15 protein-coding genes are annotated in these 17499 nt (G+C 70.1%); all 15 read right to left on the bottom strand.

The genetic code is table 11. The features are described from left to right. Positions 1–8: 8 nt before the first annotated feature. The 15 genes from DEJ47_RS26335 to nrtL all read right to left on the bottom strand — a co-directional run bounded on the left by DEJ47_RS26335 (position 9) and on the right by nrtL (position 17457). The gene (locus DEJ47_RS26335; protein ID WP_150172260.1) at positions 9–458 is read right to left on the bottom strand and encodes a hypothetical protein; all 450 of its coding nucleotides are present in this window, start codon (positions 456–458) and stop codon (positions 9–11) included. 260 nt (positions 459–718) lie between these two features. Further along, positions 719–2032, bottom strand: a complete 1314-nt coding sequence (locus DEJ47_RS26330) for an MraY family glycosyltransferase (protein ID WP_150172258.1) — start codon at positions 2030–2032, stop codon at positions 719–721. Between the two features lie 70 nt (positions 2033–2102). After that, entirely contained in the window at positions 2103–3431 is a 1329-nt protein-coding gene (glyA, locus tag DEJ47_RS26325; protein ID WP_150172256.1) for a serine hydroxymethyltransferase, read from the bottom strand. A 50-nt stretch (positions 3432–3481) separates the two neighbouring features. Beyond that, complete coding sequence (locus DEJ47_RS26320) at positions 3482–4132, bottom strand: protein-tyrosine-phosphatase (RefSeq protein ID WP_150172254.1); 651 nt, start codon at positions 4130–4132, stop codon at positions 3482–3484. Then, entirely contained in the window at positions 4129–4776 is a 648-nt protein-coding gene (locus tag DEJ47_RS26315; protein WP_150172252.1) for an L-threonylcarbamoyladenylate synthase, read from the bottom strand. Before DEJ47_RS26315 ends, DEJ47_RS26320 begins: the two co-directional genes overlap by 4 nt. A 58-nt stretch (positions 4777–4834) precedes the next feature. Continuing rightward, positions 4835–5680, bottom strand: a complete 846-nt coding sequence (gene prmC / locus DEJ47_RS26310; RefSeq protein WP_150172250.1) for a peptide chain release factor N(5)-glutamine methyltransferase — start codon at positions 5678–5680, stop codon at positions 4835–4837. Between the two features lie 38 nt (positions 5681–5718). Then, positions 5719–6795: a peptide chain release factor 1 gene (gene prfA, locus DEJ47_RS26305; protein WP_150172249.1), complete on the bottom strand. Its 1077-nt coding sequence runs from the start codon at positions 6793–6795 to the stop codon at positions 5719–5721. A 115-nt stretch (positions 6796–6910) separates the two neighbouring features. Further along, positions 6911–7132, bottom strand: a complete 222-nt coding sequence (rpmE, locus tag DEJ47_RS26300) for a 50S ribosomal protein L31 (protein WP_055564417.1) — start codon at positions 7130–7132, stop codon at positions 6911–6913. Positions 7133–7290: 158 nt separating this feature from the next. Next, positions 7291–8403 carry an LCP family protein gene (locus DEJ47_RS26295; protein WP_150172247.1) on the bottom strand — a complete coding sequence of 371 codons (1113 nt, stop codon included), beginning with the start codon at positions 8401–8403 and terminating at the stop codon, positions 7291–7293. Positions 8404–8730: 327 nt separating this feature from the next. Continuing rightward, the gene (gene rho / locus DEJ47_RS26290; protein WP_190415569.1) at positions 8731–10785 is read right to left on the bottom strand and encodes a transcription termination factor Rho; all 2055 of its coding nucleotides are present in this window, start codon (positions 10783–10785) and stop codon (positions 8731–8733) included. Between the two features lie 392 nt (positions 10786–11177). Beyond that, the gene (gene thrB, locus DEJ47_RS26285) at positions 11178–12095 is read right to left on the bottom strand and encodes a homoserine kinase (protein WP_150172244.1); all 918 of its coding nucleotides are present in this window, start codon (positions 12093–12095) and stop codon (positions 11178–11180) included. 248 nt (positions 12096–12343) lie between these two features. After that, positions 12344–13402 (bottom strand): threonine synthase, encoded by a 1059-nt coding sequence (thrC, locus tag DEJ47_RS26280; protein WP_150172242.1) that lies wholly within the window; start codon positions 13400–13402, stop codon positions 12344–12346. A gap of 6 nt (positions 13403–13408) precedes the next feature. Further along, positions 13409–14701 carry a homoserine dehydrogenase gene (locus DEJ47_RS26275; protein ID WP_190415567.1) on the bottom strand — a complete coding sequence of 431 codons (1293 nt, stop codon included), beginning with the start codon at positions 14699–14701 and terminating at the stop codon, positions 13409–13411. A gap of 103 nt (positions 14702–14804) precedes the next feature. Continuing rightward, positions 14805–16196, bottom strand: a complete 1392-nt coding sequence (gene lysA, locus DEJ47_RS26270) for a diaminopimelate decarboxylase (protein WP_150172240.1) — start codon at positions 16194–16196, stop codon at positions 14805–14807. A gap of 151 nt (positions 16197–16347) precedes the next feature. After that, positions 16348–17457, bottom strand: a complete 1110-nt coding sequence (gene nrtL / locus DEJ47_RS26265; RefSeq protein ID WP_150172238.1) for an ArgS-related anticodon-binding protein NrtL — start codon at positions 17455–17457, stop codon at positions 16348–16350. Positions 17458–17499 lie beyond the last annotated feature (42 nt).

The raw sequence follows: 17499 nt of genomic DNA, 5'->3' as shown, positions 1-17499 counted from the left end.
CCTACCCTTCACGTCGACGACCCCGACTTCTCCGGCTTGTCCTTCTTGGAGGAGTCGCTTTCGGAGTCGGGTTCGACGTAAAGGATCTTCGCCTTCATGTGCGCACGCGCCTGTGCGGCCATCCACACGATGGTGGCCGCGACGAGTGCGGCGGCGAAGGCCCTCGGATTGAAGAGCGTGGTGTCCTTGAACAGACCCATGAAGATGAGAAGCAGCAGGAGTTGGGCGACGTAGAGCATCATGCCCATGGCCTGGAAAAGCTGCGGAAGCGATTTAGCCGTCTTCTGCAGGACGAAGAGACCGAGCCCCATGAAGGCAATGACGACCACCGTGCCGACGACCGCGCCGATCGCCCCCTTGCCACCGGCGACGACACCGCTGACCGCGGCGACGATCGCGCCGACGGCAGCCGTGGGCACGGCGGACTGAAGGAGATTTCGGGCGTCTTGAGACGGCATGGCGGCGCTCCGCTTACTGATGGGGGCAGGGTGTCGTCATGGACGAGCGTAGACCCGGGTCGAGAGGGTCCCTCGGGCCAATGGACCGTCGCACTACGGCCCTTCGGCTCTATCCCGGGATCTCGTGAACCGTATCACAAACTATTTGATGAGGTCTTTACCTGCTAGGTGTGCCGACTGTCACACATGAGAAGCAATCTGCGCGTCTGTGCATCCGGAGCGCCGGTTTGTCTGGTAAAGGCGCGATTTCGGGTCGAGCGTCAACGCGACGACTCGGCCTCTCGCCGCTCCTGGAAGCGCGAACGGGCGCCGATCGCGGTCGCTCCGTTGACACCCGCGGGCACCGGAGGTTCCTCTTCCGCAGACCTCGCGTCCTCGGCGGTGAGCTCTCCGGCCGCGGTGGCACGGCGACGGCGGTAGCGCGGCGGCACGAACGCCTCGGCCCACCGCGGGGTGCGCGGGGTGAAGCGCGGCAGCAGGAGCAGCACCAGGCCGAGCGCGCTGAGCGCGACGATCAGCAGCAGGATCCACATGCTCGTCGAGTGGACCGAGTACGCGACGGTGCCGAAGGCGATGAGCGCCGACCAGAAGTACATGATCAGCACCGCGCGGCTGTGGGAGTGCCCGATCTCCAGGAGCCGGTGGTGGAGGTGGCCGCGGTCCGCGGCGAAGGGCGACTTGCCGTTCCAGGTGCGCCGCACGATCGCGAGGACCAGGTCCGCGAAGGGGATCGCGATGATCGTGAGCGGCATCAGGAGCGGGATGAAGACGGGGAGCATCGCGTGCGTCGCGTCGCGCCCGGTGCCGAAGTTGAGCTTCAGCGTCGCGGGGTCGACCTGTCCGGTGACGGAGATCGCGCCCGCCGCGAGGATGAGCCCGATGAGCATCGAGCCGGAGTCGCCCATGAAGATGCGGGCGGGGTGCATGTTGTGCGGCAGGAAGCCCAGGCACATGCCCATGAGGATGGCGGCGAAGAGCGTGGCGGGTGCGGCTGCCTCGATGCCGTAGCCGTACCAGATGCGGTAGGCGTACATGAAGGACGCGGCGGACGCGATGCAGACCATGCCCGCGGCGAGACCGTCGAGCCCGTCGACGAAGTTGACCGCGTTGATGGTGATCACCACGAGCGCCACCGTGAGCAGGGTGCCCTGCCCGGACGTGAGCGAGACCGTGCCGACACCGGGGACCGGGATCCACAGGATCGTCAGACCCTGCATGACCATGACGCCGGCGGCGATCATCTGGGCGCCCAGCTTGATGAGCGCGTCGATCTCGAACTTGTCGTCCAGGACTCCGATCAGCCAGATCAGCGCCGCGCCGGAGAGCAGCGCGCGCGGCTCGTTGGAGTTCTCGAAGACCGCGTTGAGGTTCGGCAGGTGGTCGGCGACCAGGAGCCCCGCGCAGAGTCCGAAGAACATCGCGATCCCGCCGAGCCGGGGCGTGGGCTCCCGGTGAACGTCACGAGCGCGGATCTCCGGCATGGCGCCGGCCACGATCGCGAACTTCCGCACCGGGCCGGTCAGCAGGTAGGTCACCGCGGCCGTGATGCAGAGCGTCAGCAGGTATTCACGCACGGGCTTCCCCACAGGTATCGCTGGCCATCTCAGCCCCACACCCTAGCTTTGCGCGCATACGGTTGGGGACTTACGGGTAGCGACGATGGTTGCACGACTCCGCATCGTCCTCTGACCCGACTGCCCCTGGCTGGGCCGGATACGGCGGAAATCCTCCCACCAGTTCGCGTACCTCTTCTCGTACGTTGGTGTCCTCGCGCACCGCTTCCCGCACCAGGCCTGCGATGCGCGCCTGGTGCGGGGCCGTCATGCCCTGGGTGGTGACGGCCGCCGTGCCGAGGCGCAGGCCGCGGGTGTCGTCGTGGGGCAGGGCGCAGGTGTCGAGGAAGATTCCGGAGGCGGCGAGGCGGCCCCGGGCCGTGCGGGCGTCCACTCCCAGGGGGGTCGGGTCGGCCAGGATGAGGTGGGTGTCCGTGCCGCCGGTGGTGATGGCGAATCCGGCGGCGGCCAGTGCTTCGGCCAGGGCGCGTGCGTTGCGGACCACCTGATGGGCGTACGCCGTGAACGCCGGCGTCGCCGCCTCGCCGAACGCCACGGCCTTGGCGGCGATCGTATGCATCTGTGCGCCGCCCTGCGTGAACGGGAAGACGGCACGGTCGATCCGTTCCGCCAGCTCCGTCCCGCACAGCAGGAGGCCGCCTCGCGGGCCGCGCAGGACCTTGTGTGTCGTGGCGCAGACGACGTCCGCGTGCGGGACGGGGTTCGGCGCCGCTCCCCCGGCGACCAGGCCCATGGGGTGCGCGGCGTCGGCGATGAGGTACGCGCCCACGTCGTCGGCGATCTCGCGGAACGCCGCGTAGTCGATGTGCCGGGGGTACGAGATGGAGCCGCAGACGATGGCCTTGGGGCGGTGCGAGCGGGCCAGGGCGTGCACCTGGTCGTAGTCGATGAGGCCGCTCTCGGGGTCCACGCCGTACCCGACGAAGTCGAACCACCGGCCCGAGAAGTTCGTGGGCGAGCCGTGCGTGAGGTGACCGCCGTACGGCAGACCCATCGCCAGGACCGTGTCGCCGGGCCGCAGCAGCGCGGCGTACGCGGCGAGGACGGCGGACGAGCCGGAGTGCGCCTGCACGTTGGCGTGCTCGGCGCCGAACAGGGCCTTCGCCCGGTCGACGGCGATCCGCTCGGCGATGTCGACGAGTTCGCAGCCGCCGTGGTGGCGGGCGCCGGGATAGCCCTCGGCGTACTTGTTGGCGAGCGGTGAGCCGAGCGCGGTGAGGACGGCGGACGAGGTGAAGTTCTCGGCGGCGATCAGCTGCAGCGCGTCGGCCTGCCGGGCGGTCTCCGCGGCGAGGACCTCGGCCAGCTCGGGGTCCTGCCTGCGCAGCCCTTCGAGGTCCGGGTGGGCCGCGGGGGTGGTGAGTGCGGTGGGTGCGGTGCTGACCGTGCTGAGCGACATCGTGGGCTCCGGGGCCTGTGCAGGGGTGACCTCAGATCCAATGTAGGCCGCTACATGTGCGCGGGCACCCCGGTCAGCGCCGTCACCACGGGGTCGAGCGCCTGGTTGATCTCGTCGCCCACCGACCGGAAGAACGGCAGGGGCGCCCCGTACGGGTCGTACACCTCGTCGGCCTCCACGTTCGGCGCGAGGAGCCAGCCGCGCAGCGCTGCTGCGGCCCGCACCAGCGCGCGGGCCCGCTCCACCACCCCGCCGTCCGGGTCCGGCAGCGTCGTCATGTCTATGGCCCGTACGAGCCGCGTGAACTCCTTGAGGGTGAACGTGCGCAGGCCCGCCGAGTGGCCCATGGAGATGACCTGCGCCCGGTGGTCGCGGGTGGCGGTCAGCACCAGGTCGGCGCGGATGACGTGGTCGTCGAGGAGCTCGCGGCCCATGAAGCCGGTGGGGTCCGCGCCGAAGTCGGCGAGGACCGTCTCGGCGTTGGTCTCCATGGGGGCGCCCTCGTGGCCCCAGGTGCCCGCGCTCTCGACGATGAGACCGCCGGTGAGGGGGTCGCCGAGGCGATCGGCCAGGGCATGTCTGGTCAGCCGCTCGGTGATGGGCGAGCGGCACACGTTGCCGGTACTGACGTGGAGGATGCGGAAGGTGTCCGCAGAGCCCGGGAAGCCCGCTATGCCACGCCCCGTCTCAGGGGCTGTCAATTCGCCACCTCGAGGTCGGGTACCACCTTGCGCAGCTCGTCCGCGTCGAGTGCGCCCGCGCGGAGCAGCACCGGCACCTTGCCCGTGACGTCGACGATGGACGACGGGACGATGCCGGGGGTGGGGCCGCCGTCCAGGTAGACGGAGACGGAGTCGCCGAGCATCTCCTGCGCGGCGTCGCAGTCCTCGGGGGCGGGGTGTCCCGTCAGATTGGCCGAGGAGACGGCCATCGGGCCGACCTCGGTGAGCAGCTCGATGGCGACGGGGTGCAGCGGCATGCGGATGGCGACGGTGCCGCGGGTGTCGCCGAGGTCCCACTGGAGGGACGGCTGCTGCTTGGCGATGAGGGTCAGGGCGCCCGGCCAGAAGGCGTCGACGAGTTCCCAGGCCATCTCGGAGAAGTCGGTGACCAGGCCGTGCAGCGTGTTCGGCGAGCCGATCAGGACGGGCGTGGGCATGTTGCGGCCGCGGCCCTTGGCGTCCAGCAGGTCGGCGCACGCCTCCGGGGAGAAGGCGTCGGCGCCGATGCCGTAGACCGTGTCGGTGGGCAGCACGACCAGCTCGCCGCGGCGGACGGCGGACGCGGCCTCGCGCAGACCGGTCGTACGGTCGGTCGCGTCGTTGGTGTCGTATCGCCGTGCCATTAGTCCGGACTCCTCACTGAAAAGCTGACACTGATGATCTGGGCCGTCGGGGCTGTCGTCACGGCATCGCCCTGCGGGCGGTGGCGAAGCGCGGGCGGTTGTTGAGGTCGGGGTGGTCGGCGGCGTCGGCCCAGCCGCGTTCCTCGGTGAAGATCCACGGGACCTGGCCGCCCTGGGTGTCCGCGTGCTCGATGACGACGACTCCCCCGGGCCTGAGCAGGCGGTGCGCGGTGCGCTCGATGCCGCGGATCAGTTCCAGGCCGTCCTCGCCGGAGAAGAGGGCGAGCTCGGGGTCGTAGTCACGGGCTTCGGGGGCGACGTACTCCCACTCGGTGAGCGGGATGTACGGCGGGTTGGAGATCACGAGGTCGACCTGTCCGTCGAGCTCGGGGAAGGCCTCCCTGGCGTCCCCCCGCACGAGCTCGACCCTGGACCCCTCGACGTTCTTCCGCGTCCATTTCAGGGCGTCCTCGGACAGCTCCACGGCGTGCACCCGCGAGCGCGGGACCTCCTGCGCCATGGCGAGGGCGATGGCCCCGGAGCCGGTGCACAGGTCGACGATGAGCGGCTCGACGACGTCCATCGCGCGGACGGCGTCTATGGCCCAGCCGACGACGGACTCGGTCTCCGGGCGCGGCACGAAGACACCGGGGCCGACCTGCAGCTCCAGGTACCGGAAGAAGGCCCGGCCCGTGATGTGCTGCAGCGGTTCACGGGCCTCGCGGCGCGCGATCGTCTCCCAGTAGCGGGCGTCGAAGTCGGAGTCCTTGACGGAGTGCAGCTCGCCCCGCTTCACGCCGTGCACGAAGGCGGCGAGCTCCTCCGCGTCGTTGCGCGGCGAGGGCACGCCGGCGTCGGCCAGCCGCTGGGTGGCCTGGGCCACTTCCGCGAGCAGCAGGTTCACGCTGGTCCTCCGTGGACGGGTCGTACGAGCGGGTGTGCTTACGCGGCGGCGAGCTTGGCGGCCGAGTCGGCGTCGACGCAGGCCTGGATGACCGGGTCGAGTTCGCCGTCGAGCACCTGGTCCAAGTTGTACGCCTTGAAGCCGACGCGGTGGTCCGAGATCCGGTTTTCCGGGAAGTTGTACGTGCGGATCTTCTCGGAGCGGTCGACGGTGCGGACCTGGCTGCGGCGGGCGTCCGCGGCCTTGCTCTCCGCCTCTTCCTGGGCCGCGGCGAGGAGCCTGGAGCGCAGAATGCGCATGGCCTGCTCCTTGTTCTGGAGCTGGCTCTTCTCGTTCTGGCAGGAGGCGACGACGCCGGTGGGCAGGTGCGTGATGCGGACGGCGGAGTCCGTGGTGTTGACGGACTGGCCGCCGGGACCGGAGGAGCGGTACACGTCGATGCGCAGGTCGTTGGCGTGGATCTCGACGTCGATCTCCTCGGCCTCGGGCGTCACGAGGACACCCGCCGCGGAGGTGTGGATGCGGCCCTGCGACTCGGTGGAGGGCACGCGCTGCACGCGGTGCACGCCACCCTCGTACTTCAGCCGTGCCCAGACGCCCTGACCCGGCTCGGTAGCGCCCTGGCCGCCCTTGGTCTTCACGGCGACCTGGACGTCCTTGTAGCCGCCGAGCTCGGACTCGGTGGAGTCGATGATCTCGGTCTTCCAGCCGACGCGCTCCGCGTACCGCAGGTACATGCGCAGCAGGTCACCGGCGAACAGGGCGGACTCGTCGCCGCCGGCGCCCGCCTTGATCTCCAGGATGACGTCCTTGTCGTCGGACGGGTCCCGGGGCACGAGCAGCAGCCGCAGTTTCTCGGTGATCTCCTCGCGCTGCCGCTCCAGGTCCTTGACCTCGGCGGCGAAGTCCGGGTCGTCGGCCGCGAACTCGCGCGCGGTCTCGATGTCGTCGCCGGTCTGCTTCCAGGAGCGGTACGTCGCGACGATCGGGGTCAGCTCGGCGTAGCGCTTGTTGAGCTTGCGCGCGTTGGCCTGGTCGGCGTGGACCGACGGGTCCGCGAGCTTCCGTTCGAGATCGGCGTGCTCGCCGATCAGTTCCTCGACCGCCTCGAACATCGGGGGCTCCTGGTCTTCTGCGCGGTGGTTCTCCGCGAATTGGCTGCGGGACGGCAAAAGCGCCGGTCCCGGCCACCCCCTGGTGAGGGCGGCCGAGGACCGGCGCAGTGGCTCGCTACTTCTTGGCGGAGCCGGCCTTGCCGAAGCGGGCCTCGAAGCGGGCCACACGGCCACCGGTGTCGAGGATCTTCTGCTTGCCCGTGTAGAACGGGTGGCACTCGGAGCAGACCTCGGCACGGACGGTGCCGCTGGAGATCGTGCTGCGGGTGGTGAACGACGCGCCACAGGTGCAGCTGACCTGCGTCTCGACGTACTCGGGGTGGATGTCGCGCTTCAAGGTGTCTCCTAGTTTCGGGAGGGCGCCGGGTCGTACGCGCGGATTGCTCGTACGTGAACCGGGGCCGACGTACCAGTCTGCCAGGACCGGCCGTATCTCCCAAAACCGGGGTGGAGGCCGATCTATTCCGCGGGATGTTCTCGCGGCTGTCCGGCCGCTCAGTGGCCGGCGACCACGTCGCCGACGTCACCCTTGTCACCGGCGGACTTCTCCGTGGCGGACTTGGGGATGGGCTTGTCGGCCCTGAGCGCGTCCCAGACCTGCTGGTCGGCCTCCTCCAGGGGAAGCACGCGGTTGGGGTCGTTCGGGTCGTACTGGATGGGCAGCGTGACCATCTTCATGTCGCCCGCGCCGATGCCCTTGAGGCCGTTCGCGAAGCTCGCGAGGGACTTCACGTCGTTCAGGTCGGAGTCGGTGGTGACGGCGCTGGTCGCGTCGTCCGCGAGGTCGAACAGCTTCTTCGGGCTGCTGAAGACGCCGACGTCCTTGACCTGGTCGAGGAGAGCCTTGATGAAGGCCTGCTGGAGCTGGATGCGGCCGAGGTCGCTGCCGTCGCCGACGCCGTGCCGGGTGCGGACAAGGCCGAGTGCCTGCTCGCCGTTGAGCGTGTGGGTGCCGGCGTCCAGGTTCAGGTGACTGTCCTTGTCCCTGATGTCCTTCTTGGTGGTGATGTCGACGCCGCCGAGGGTGTCTATGAGCTTCTTGAAGCCGGTGAAATCGACCTCTACGTAGTGGTCCATCCGGATGCCGGACATCTTCTCGACGGTCTTGACGGCGCAGGCGGGGCCCCCGACCTCGTACGCCGTGTTGAACATCTGCCGCTGCCCGCCGGGCTCCGTCCTGCCGTCCTCGGTCGTGCAGTCCGGCCTGGATATGAGGGTGTCGCGGGGTATGGAGACGACGCTGGCCTTCTTGTGACCCTTGTAGACGTGGACGATCATCGCCGTGTCCGAGCGGGCGGCGCCCTCGTCCTTGCCGTACTTGGCGTTGTCGCCGGAGCGCGAGTCGGAGCCGAGGACGAGGATGTCCTGGGAGCCGTTGTCGACGTCCATGGGGCGGTCGGTGCCGAGGGCGGCGTTGATGTCGACGCCCTTGATGTTGCCGTTGAGCTTGAAGTAGACGTATCCGAGGCCGGTGCCTCCGAGGACGGCCACACCCGCGGCGGTCCAGGCCGTGACGACGAGCACCTTCTTGCGCGTGCTCCGCGGCTTGCGGCGGCGGCCACGCTTGCCGCGCTTCGGCGCGTCGGCGGCCCTGGTCTCGTCGGTCATGCGCTCCTCAGTCCCGTCGCTCGGCTACCCCCTGCTTTCAGGGTCGGATCGGTGTGTCGTCACTTGTCAGACGGCAAAACCGCTTGAAGGGTTGCACAGCGTGTTGTGGGCACCTCCGGCACCGGCAGTGACGGACCGTGTACCCCCGGCCCGCGATTTCAGGCCTCACCTGCGGCTTTTTCCGCCACCGCACTACGGCGCGTGACCGTGAGAATCTCTTATGCGTGTGGCCAAGGTCTCTCCCTGTCCACCCTGGACGCGTCGCGCACCAAAAGGGCCGCCCCGTCACAGCTGTGACGGGGCGGCCCTGTGGACTGCTGAGGACGACTAGTCGTTGCCGTTGCCCGGCGTCGGGGTCGTCTTCTGGATCTGCAGCAGGAACTCGGCGTTCGACTTCGTCTGCTTCATCTTGTCCAGGAGCAGCTCGATCGCCTGCTGCTGGTCGAGCGCGTGCAGTACGCGGCGCAGCTTCCAGGTGATCGCGAGCTCGTCGGAGCCGAGCAGGATCTCTTCCTTGCGGGTGCCGGACGCGTCGACGTCCACCGCCGGGAAGATGCGCTTGTCGGCGAGCTTCCGGTCGAGCTTGAGTTCGGCGTTGCCGGTGCCCTTGAACTCCTCGAAGATGACCTCGTCCATGCGCGAGCCGGTGTCCACGAGCGCGGTGGCGAGGATGGTCAGCGAGCCGCCGTCCTCGATGTTGCGCGCGGCACCGAAGAAGCGCTTCGGCGGGTAGAGGGCCGTCGAGTCGACACCACCGGACAGGATGCGGCCGGAGGCCGGGGCGGCGAGGTTGTACGCACGGCCCAGACGGGTGATCGAGTCGAGCAGCACGACGACGTCGTGGCCCAGCTCCACCAGACGCTTGGCGCGCTCGATGGCGAGCTCGGCGACCGTGGTGTGGTCCTCGGCGGGACGGTCGAAGGTCGAGGAGATGACCTCGCCCTTCACCGACCGCTGCATGTCGGTGACCTCTTCCGGACGCTCGTCGACGAGGACGACCATCAGGTGGCACTCGGGGTTGTTGTGCGTGATCGCGTTGGCGATCGCCTGCATGATCATGGTCTTGCCGGTCTTCGGCGGGGCCACGATCAGACCGCGCTGTCCCTTGCCGATGGGCGCGACGAGGTCGATGATGCGGGTCGTGAGCACACCCGGGTCGGTCTCCAGGCGGAGCCGGTCCTGCGGGTAAAGGGGCGTCAGCTTGTTGAACTCCGGCCGCCCGCGCCCGGATTCGGGTGCCATGCCGTTGACGGAGTCGAGGCGTACGAGCGCGTTGAACTTCTCGCGGCGCTCGCCGTCCTTGGGCTGACGGACCGCGCCGGTGACGTGGTCGCCCTTGCGCAGTCCGTTCTTGCGGACCTGGGCCAGCGAGACGTAGACGTCGTTGGGACCGGGGAGGTAGCCCGACGTACGGATGAACGCGTAGTTGTCGAGGATGTCCAGGATGCCCGCGACGGGGATCAGGACGTCGTCCTCGGAGACCTGCGGCTCGTTGCCGAAGCCCTGCTCGTCGCGGCCGCGACGGCCACGGCGGTCGCGGTAGCGCCCGCGGCGTCCGCGACGCCCGCCCTCGAAGTCGTCCCCGTCCTCGTCGGCCCGCGGACCGTTGTCCCGCTGCTGGCGGTCCTGGCGGTCCTGCCGCCCGCCGCCCTGCTGCTGGCGGTCCTGGCGGTCCTGCCGTCCGCCGCCCTGCTGGTCGTCGCCCTTGTTGCCGCGACGGTCGCGGTCACGGCCGCGGCCCTGCCGGTCACGGCGTTCGCGACGGCCCTCGCCGCCGTTGTCGCCGGAGGCGTCGTTGCCCTTGTTGTCGCCCTTGGAGCCCTTGTCGTCGGACGCGTCGCCCGAGGTCTCGCCCTTCGCCTCGGCGACGGCCGTCTCCGGGCTGCCCGCGTCGGCGGTGGCCCGGCGCGTACGGCGCTTGGCCGGCGGCTGGTCCTCGCCGCCGCGCTCGCCCTCGTTCGCGCGGGCGGCCGGCTGACCGGGGATGTCGATCTGCTGCTGGGCCGCGGACTTGTCGGCCTTGGCCGGGGCGCTCGCCTTCGCGGCGGGCTCGGCGTCCTCACCCGTGCGGGCCTTCGAGGTGGCGCGGCGCTTGGGCTTGGTCTCGGTGGTGTCCCCCGAGGAGGCGGCGCTCTTCGCCGGGGCTCCGCCCCCTGCCTGCGCCTCCTTGATGACCTCGATCAGCTGGCTCTTGCGCATGCGCCCGGTGCCCTTGATCCCAAGGCCCGATGCGACCTGCTGCAGTTCCGCCAGCACCATGCCCTCGAGGCCGGTGCCGCGGCGCCGCCTCGACCCGGCCGAAGCACCGGTGGCAGGCGCCGCGGAGGCGTCCGTGGCGGGCGTGTCGGCAGTCACGCCCATCAGATCGGTGGTGTCGCTCACGAAGGGTCCTTCCCTGGAGCGGACGTCGGCCTGTCTGGCTCGGCGACCGGTTGTGCTGTCCGGCGGTCGGTCCTGCATTCTGTGGACCGTGCCGGGGCGGTGGTCCGCCAACGCGGCGGAAGAATTCATTGGTGATGGCGATTCCCGGTGCGGTGCCACTGAAGTGCGGTGTCACGCGGCTCGGTCACGCCGGTTCCGGAGCGTGCTCAGGACCGCTCAGTGCGGGGCACGAAGCAGTTTGGGGGGCTCCCGGAAGAATGGTTGTCCCGGACGGGGACACAAAGCACCTCGCCATGGTGAGGTCGGGTGCAGACTTGAGATTAACACTACCGGATCCAACAAACATTCCCCCTCTCAGGATCGGGACACCCCGAATCCCTTCGTCCACTGCGTCAGGGCGTGAGCGGCAGCACGCTCGCACCCGAGGCGTCGAGCTCCAGGCGGTTGGCCGCCCAGCCCTCTCCCGCCAGTCGTGCGACCTTGTCGGCCGCACTGTCTTCGGCCAGCGCGAGGACCGTGGGCCCCGCGCCGGAGATCACCGCGGGCACGCCGTCGGCGCGCAGCCGCTCCACCAGGGCGGCGCTCTCCGGCATGGCGGGAGAGCGGTACTCCTGGTGCAGACGGTCCTCGGTGGCGGGCAGCAGCAGCTCGGGGCGCCTGGTCAGGGCCTCGACGAGCAGGGCCGCACGGCCCGCGTTGGCGGCCGCGTCGACGTGCGGGACGGTGCGCGGGAGCAGGCCGCGGGCCGTCTCGGTGAGGACGGGCTTTCCGGGGACGAAAACCACCGGAACGATGGAATCGACGGGCTCCATCCTGATCGCGCGGGCGGTGCCCCCGTCCATCCAGGAGAGCGTGAAGCCGCCGAGCAGGCAGGCGGCGACGTTGTCGGGGTGTCCTTCGATCTCGGTGGCCAGCTCGAGCAGGGCGGCATCGTCGAGCCTGGCCTCGCCGCCTATGGTCACGGCGCGCGCGGCGACGATGCCCGCGCAGATGGCGGCGGACGACGAGCCGAGACCGCGGCCGTGCGGGATGCGGTTGGCGCAGACGATCTCGAGGCCGCGCGGCTGTCCGCCGAGCAGGTCGAAGGCGGTGCGCAGGGAACGCACCAACAGATGCGACTCGTCGCGCGGGAGGGTGTCACTGCCCTCGCCGGCGATGTCGATGTTCAGGCCGGAGTCGGCCACCCGGACGACGACGTCGTCGTACAGACCCAGCGACAGGCCCAGGGCGTCGAAGCCCGGACCGAGGTTGGCGCTGGTGGCGGGGACGCGCACCCGGACGGCGGCGGCGCGGAACGCGGGACCGGCCATCGCTCGATGACTCTCCTTGAGCTGCGTGTTTTTTGAGGCTGCGTATTTTCGGTACGTGCCACATGTACGGAACACCCGGAGGCCGCGGACAACGGCGGCACCGCGGCATATGCGGCGGGCGGGTTCGGTACAGCCTATCGAAGGAAGGTTCTGTGGCGACATAGGGCGCACAGGAGGCGCACGATGCGTGTCGTAAGCCCCCTGTGCCACCCCCTGTACAGGGTCGCGGGTTTCGTCGGGCCGCGTGGTTACGCGAGGCCGAGGCGCTCGGCCGCGGCGGCCGCGTCGACCGGGACGGTGACGGGCTGCGGAGCACCCGCGACGGCCCAGTCCGGGTCCTTCAACCCGTTGCCCGTGACGGTGCAGACGATCTTCTGCCCCCTGTCGACCTTGCCCTGCTCGGCGGCCTTCAGGAGACCGGCGACCGAGGCGGCCGAGGCGGGCTCCACGAAGACACCCTCCTGGGACGCCAACAGCTTGTAGGCGCGCAGGATCTCACGGTCCGTCACCTCGTCGATGAAGCCGTCCGACTCGTCGCGCGCGGCGAGCGCGTGCTGCCACGACGCGGGGTTGCCGATGCGAATCGCGGTGGCGATCGTCGAGGGGTCCTTGACGACCTCGCCGCGCACGATGGGCGCGGAGCCGGAGGCCTGGAAGCCCCACATCCGGGGGGTAAGGGTCGACACGGCGTCGGCCGCGTACTCCTTGTAGCCCTTCCAGTAGGCGGTGATGTTGCCGGCGTTGCCGACGGGAAGGACGTGGATGTCCGGGGCGTCGCCAAGCGCGTCGACGATCTCGAACGAGGCGGTCTTCTGGCCCTCGATGCGGAACGGGTTGACCGAATTGACCAGCGCCACCGGGTAGTTCTCCGACAGACCTCGAGCGAGGTTCAAGCAGTCGTCGAAGTTGCCGTCGACCTGGAGGATCTTCGAGCCGTAGACGAGCGCCTGGCCCATCTTGCCGAGTGCGATCTTGCCCTGCGGCACGAGGACGGCGCAGACCATTCCGGCGCGTACGGCGTAGGCGGCCGCGGACGCCGAGGTGTTGCCGGTGGAGGCGCAGATGACGGCCTTCGCGCCCTCCTCCTTGGCCTTGGTGATCGCCATGGTCATGCCGCGGTCCTTGAAGGACCCCGTGGGGTTGGCGCCCTCGACCTTGAGGTGGACCTCGCAGCCCGTGCGCTCGGAGAGCACCTGTGCCGGCACGAGCGGCGTGCCGCCCTCCCGGAGCGTCACGACCGGCGTGGTGTCGGAGACCGGAAGACGGTCCCGGTACTCCTCGATGATTCCGCGCCACTGGTGGGTCATTGCTGCTTACTCCCCTTCAACCCGCATGATGCTGGCGACACCACGCACGGTGTCGAGATTGCGCAGCGCTTCGACGGTGCCGCTGAGGGCGGCGTCGGGCGCGCGGTGGGTGACGACGACGAGGGAGGCCTCGCCGTCCTTGCCCGTCTGACGGACCGTATCGATCGATACGCCGTGTTCGGCGAAGACCGTCGCGACCTGGGCGAGCACGCCCGGCTTGTCGGCCACGTCGAGGCTGATGTGGTAGCGCGTGACGACCTCGCCCATGGAGCTCACGGGCAGCTGGGTGTACGCGGAGTCGCCGGGCCCGGTGGCTTCGGCGAGCTTGTTGCGGCAGACGGCGACGAGGTCACCGAGGACGGCGGACGCGGTGGGCGAGCCACCGGCGCCGGGCCCGTAGAACATGAGCTGTCCCGCGGCCTCCGCCTCGACGAAGACGGCGTTGTACGCGCCGCGCACCGATGCCAGCGGGTGGCTGAGCGGGATCATCGCGGGGTGCACGCGCGCGGTGACGGATCCCCCGTCGGCGGCACGCTCGCAGATGGCGAGAAGCTTGATGGTGCAGCCCATCCGTTTCGCGGAGGCGAAGTCGGCGGCGGTGACCTCGGTCATCCCCTCGCGGTACACGTCGTCGAGGCGCACGCGCGTGTGGAAGGCGATTCCGGCGAGGATGGCGGCCTTGGCGGCGGCGTCGAACCCTTCGACGTCGGCGGTGGGATCGGCTTCCGCGTACCCGAGCGCGGTGGCCTCGTCGAGGGCTTCCTGATAGCCCGCCCCCGTCGTGTCCATCGCGTCGAGAATGAAGTTGGTGGTCCCGTTCACGATCCCGAGAACGCGGTTGACCTTGTCACCGGCGAGGGACTCGCGCAGCGGCCGGATCAGCGGAATGGCACCGGCGACAGCGGCCTCGTAATACAGATCCCGCCCGTGCTCGACGGCGGCGGCGTGCAGAGCGGCCCCGTCCTGGGCGATGAGCGCCTTGTTCGCGGAGACGACGGAGGCCCCGTGCTCGAAGGCGGTGGTGATCAGGGTCCGGGCGGGCTCGATCCCTCCGATCACCTCGACGATGACGTCGATGTCCCCGCGCTTGACCAGAGCGGTCGCGTCCGTGGTGATCAGTGACGGATCGATTCCCTCACGCACCTTGGAGGGGCGGCGGACGGCGACCCCGGCGAGCTCCACCGGGGCGCCGATCCTGGCTGTGAGGTCGTCGGCGTGCGTCGTCATGATGCGCGCCACCTCTGAGCCGACAACCCCACAGCCCAGCAGCGCCACCTTCAGCGGACGCGTACGCATCATCCGACCTCACTTCTCATACATCTACGGTGGGACCAGTCTCACCCACCGGAACGGACTTTCTGTCCATCGTCCGGATCCTGAGACATCTATTTCATCTTTTGCGTCATCCGACGTCGAGACGCAGGAGATCTTCCTCCGTCTCACGCCGGACGATCACCCGGGCCCCGCCGTCGCGCACGGCGACGACGGGCGGGCGAAGTGCGTGGTTGTAGTTGCTCGCCATGGAGCGGCAGTACGCGCCGGTCGCGGGCACGGCGATCAGATCACCGGGCGCGAGATCCGCCGGAAGGAAAGCATCTCGTACGACGATGTCACCACTCTCGCAGTGCTTGCCCACGACACGCACCAGGACCGGCTCGGCGTCGGAGGAGCGGGAGACGAGGGCCACGGTGTATTCGGCGTCGTAGAGCGCGGTGCGGATGTTGTCGGACATGCCGCCGTCCACGGAGACGTACGTGCGCAGCCCTTCGAGGGGCTTGACGGTGCCGACCTCGTAGAGGGTGAAAGCGGTGGGCCCGACGATGGCCCGCCCCGGCTCGACGGAGATGCGGGGCGTCCGCAGCTTCGCCGCGGCACACTCCCTCGAAACGATCTCGTTGAGCGCCGTGGCGATCTCGTGCGGTTCGCGGGGGTCGTCGTCGGAGGTGTAGGCGATGCCGAGCCCGCCGCCGAGGTCGATCTCGGGCAGCTCGACGCCGTGCTCGTCCCGCACCTCGGCGAGCAGTTGCACGACGCGGCGGGCGGAGACCTCGAACCCGGCCATGTCGAAGATCTGCGACCCGATGTGGGAGTGGATCCCGATGAGCTCCAGCGAGTCGAGCTTCAGCACACGCCGCACGGCCTCGGCGGCCTGCCCGCCCGCGAGCGCGATCCCGAACTTCTGGTCCTCGTGCGCGGTGGCGATGAACTCATGAGTGTGCGCTTCCACACCCACGGTCACACGGATCTGCACGCGCTGCCGCTTGCCGAGCCGCTCCGCGATGTGGGCGACGCGGACGATCTCCTGGAAGGAGTCGAGCACGACGCGGCCGACGCCGGCGGCGATGGCGCGCTCGATCTCGTCCGGGGTCTTGTTGTTCCCGTGGAACGCGATGCGCTCGGCGGGCATCCCGGCGTCGAGGGCGGTGGTGAGCTCGCCCCCGCTGCACACGTCGAGGTTGAGCCCTTCTTCGTGCAGCCACCGCACGACGGCACGCGACAGGAACGCCTTCCCGGCGTAGAACACGTCGGCTTCGCTGCCGAAGGCGTCCCGCCAGGCCTGGCACCGGGCGCGGAAGTCGGCCTCGTCGATGAAGTAGGCGGGCGTACCGAACTCCTCGGCGAGCCGGGTCACGGTGATGCCGCCGGTGGTCACGACCCCGTCGGGGTCACGGGTGACGGTCCGGGACCAGACCTTGGGGTCCAGCGCGTTGAGATCGGCGGGCGGCGCGCTGTAGTGCCCCTCGGGGAGCACGTCGGCGTGACGGGGGCCTGCGGGGTGGGCGGAACGGCTCATGGGTGTGGTGTCTCGTCTCTTGCGGGGTGACGGAGGTGAGGAAGCGGGGCGGACGGGCTGGGTGCGCGCCGCGGTACGTGTTTCTCGGAAGACACGTACCGCACGCGCTGCACGGGATGCCGCCCGTCGCTCCGCTGCTCACTCACGGGTGTCACAGGAATTCGGGTGCGTCGATGCCGAGCAGGGTCAGGCCACCGGCGAGCACCGTCCCGGTGGCTTCGGCGAGGGCCAGCCGGGCGCGGTGGGCGGCCGAGGGTTTCTCGTCACCGCGCGGCAGGACGGCTCCCTGCGGGGCGCTCTGGAAGGCCAGGAACGCGTCGGCGATGACGACGAGCTGCCGGGCGAGTCGGTCCGGGGCGCGGTGGCGCCCTGCGGAGGCGAGGGTGGCGGGGTGGTCGCCGAGGGCGTCGAGCAGAGCCCGGGCGGTGGCGTCCGGGGCGCCGTCCGGCTCGGCGGTGAAACCTAGGGCAGCCGCGTTGCGGGTGAGGGCGCGGGTGCGGGCGTACGCGTACCGGACGCGGAACAGCGGATTGCTCTCGCGCTGTACGAGGTGGTCGTCGCCGCCCTGCTCCGGGGTGACGCGGGGGTGGTCGTGCGGTGCGGGGTGGAGCAGTGCCCAGCGGGCGGCATCGCGGCCGAGGCGGAGGACGGTGTCGGCGGGGACGGGGGCCGGGACGGGGCGGAGGGTGGGGAGGGGTTCGGGAGGCCGCCCGTACGCGTCGATGCGTACGTCGAGGGCGCCGAGGGCGTCCGCCCAGGCCGGGTCGGGCTCGTCGTCGCACGTCACCCGGACGAGGGCGCCCTGCGAGCGCAGGATGCGGCGGGCGCTGTCGGCGAGGACGGCGGCCCGGAGTTCGCGGGGGACGTGGATCTGGACGACGTCGCCGGTGTCGGGGTGGACGTGGCCGTAGCAGCGACCGCGCTCGCGGATCTCGCGCACGAGGGCGTCGGCGCGGGCGCGGGCGTCCGCGAGCGTGATGTTGAGGAACCCGGGCCCGGTGATGTCGACGCTCGCGATACCGGCCTCGGCGGCGAGTCGCGACGACAGCACCGCGGCGACGTCGCGTGGTGTGCGTCCGGCGGCGCGGGCGATCTGGAGGGCGACGTTCGTGGCGAAGTCCCCGCGGCCCCCGGGCCGGGGCCGCTCGACCCGCACATTCCCCGCGTCGGCGGACGCGGTGACGTCCACGCTGAGCTCCCCGGCATCGACGGCCTGGCGCATGGCGCGCAGCACGGTGCGGGAGAGCTCGACGGGGGTCACGGGTCCAGCGTATGGGAGGAGGGGGGTGGGTAGGCGACTCGG

Source organism: Streptomyces venezuelae, from assembly GCF_008642355.1.
Lineage (GTDB): Bacteria > Actinomycetota > Actinomycetes > Streptomycetales > Streptomycetaceae > Streptomyces > Streptomyces venezuelae_B.
The sequence above is the reverse complement of the archived record's forward strand: the minus strand, read 5'-3'. Positions and strand labels throughout refer to the sequence as shown.

What these genes read in the sequence shown, in the direction of transcription:
- DEJ47_RS26335 (WP_150172260.1), bottom strand. Translation starts at nt 458, where the DNA reads ATGCCGTCTCAAGACGCCCGAAATCTCCTTCAGTCCGCCGTGCCCACG.
- glyA (WP_150172256.1), bottom strand. Translation starts at nt 3,431, where the DNA reads ATGTCGCTCAGCACGGTCAGCACCGCACCCACCGCACTCACCACCCCC.
- DEJ47_RS26315 (WP_150172252.1), bottom strand. Translation starts at nt 4,776, where the DNA reads ATGGCACGGCGATACGACACCAACGACGCGACCGACCGTACGACCGGT.
- prfA (WP_150172249.1), bottom strand. Translation starts at nt 6,795, where the DNA reads ATGTTCGAGGCGGTCGAGGAACTGATCGGCGAGCACGCCGATCTCGAA.
- DEJ47_RS26295 (WP_150172247.1), bottom strand. Translation starts at nt 8,403, where the DNA reads ATGACCGACGAGACCAGGGCCGCCGACGCGCCGAAGCGCGGCAAGCGT.
- thrB (WP_150172244.1), bottom strand. Translation starts at nt 12,095, where the DNA reads ATGGCCGGTCCCGCGTTCCGCGCCGCCGCCGTCCGGGTGCGCGTCCCC.
- thrC (WP_150172242.1), bottom strand. Translation starts at nt 13,402, where the DNA reads ATGACCCACCAGTGGCGCGGAATCATCGAGGAGTACCGGGACCGTCTT.
- DEJ47_RS26275 (WP_190415567.1), bottom strand. Translation starts at nt 14,701, where the DNA reads ATGATGCGTACGCGTCCGCTGAAGGTGGCGCTGCTGGGCTGTGGGGTT.
- lysA (WP_150172240.1), bottom strand. Translation starts at nt 16,196, where the DNA reads ATGAGCCGTTCCGCCCACCCCGCAGGCCCCCGTCACGCCGACGTGCTC.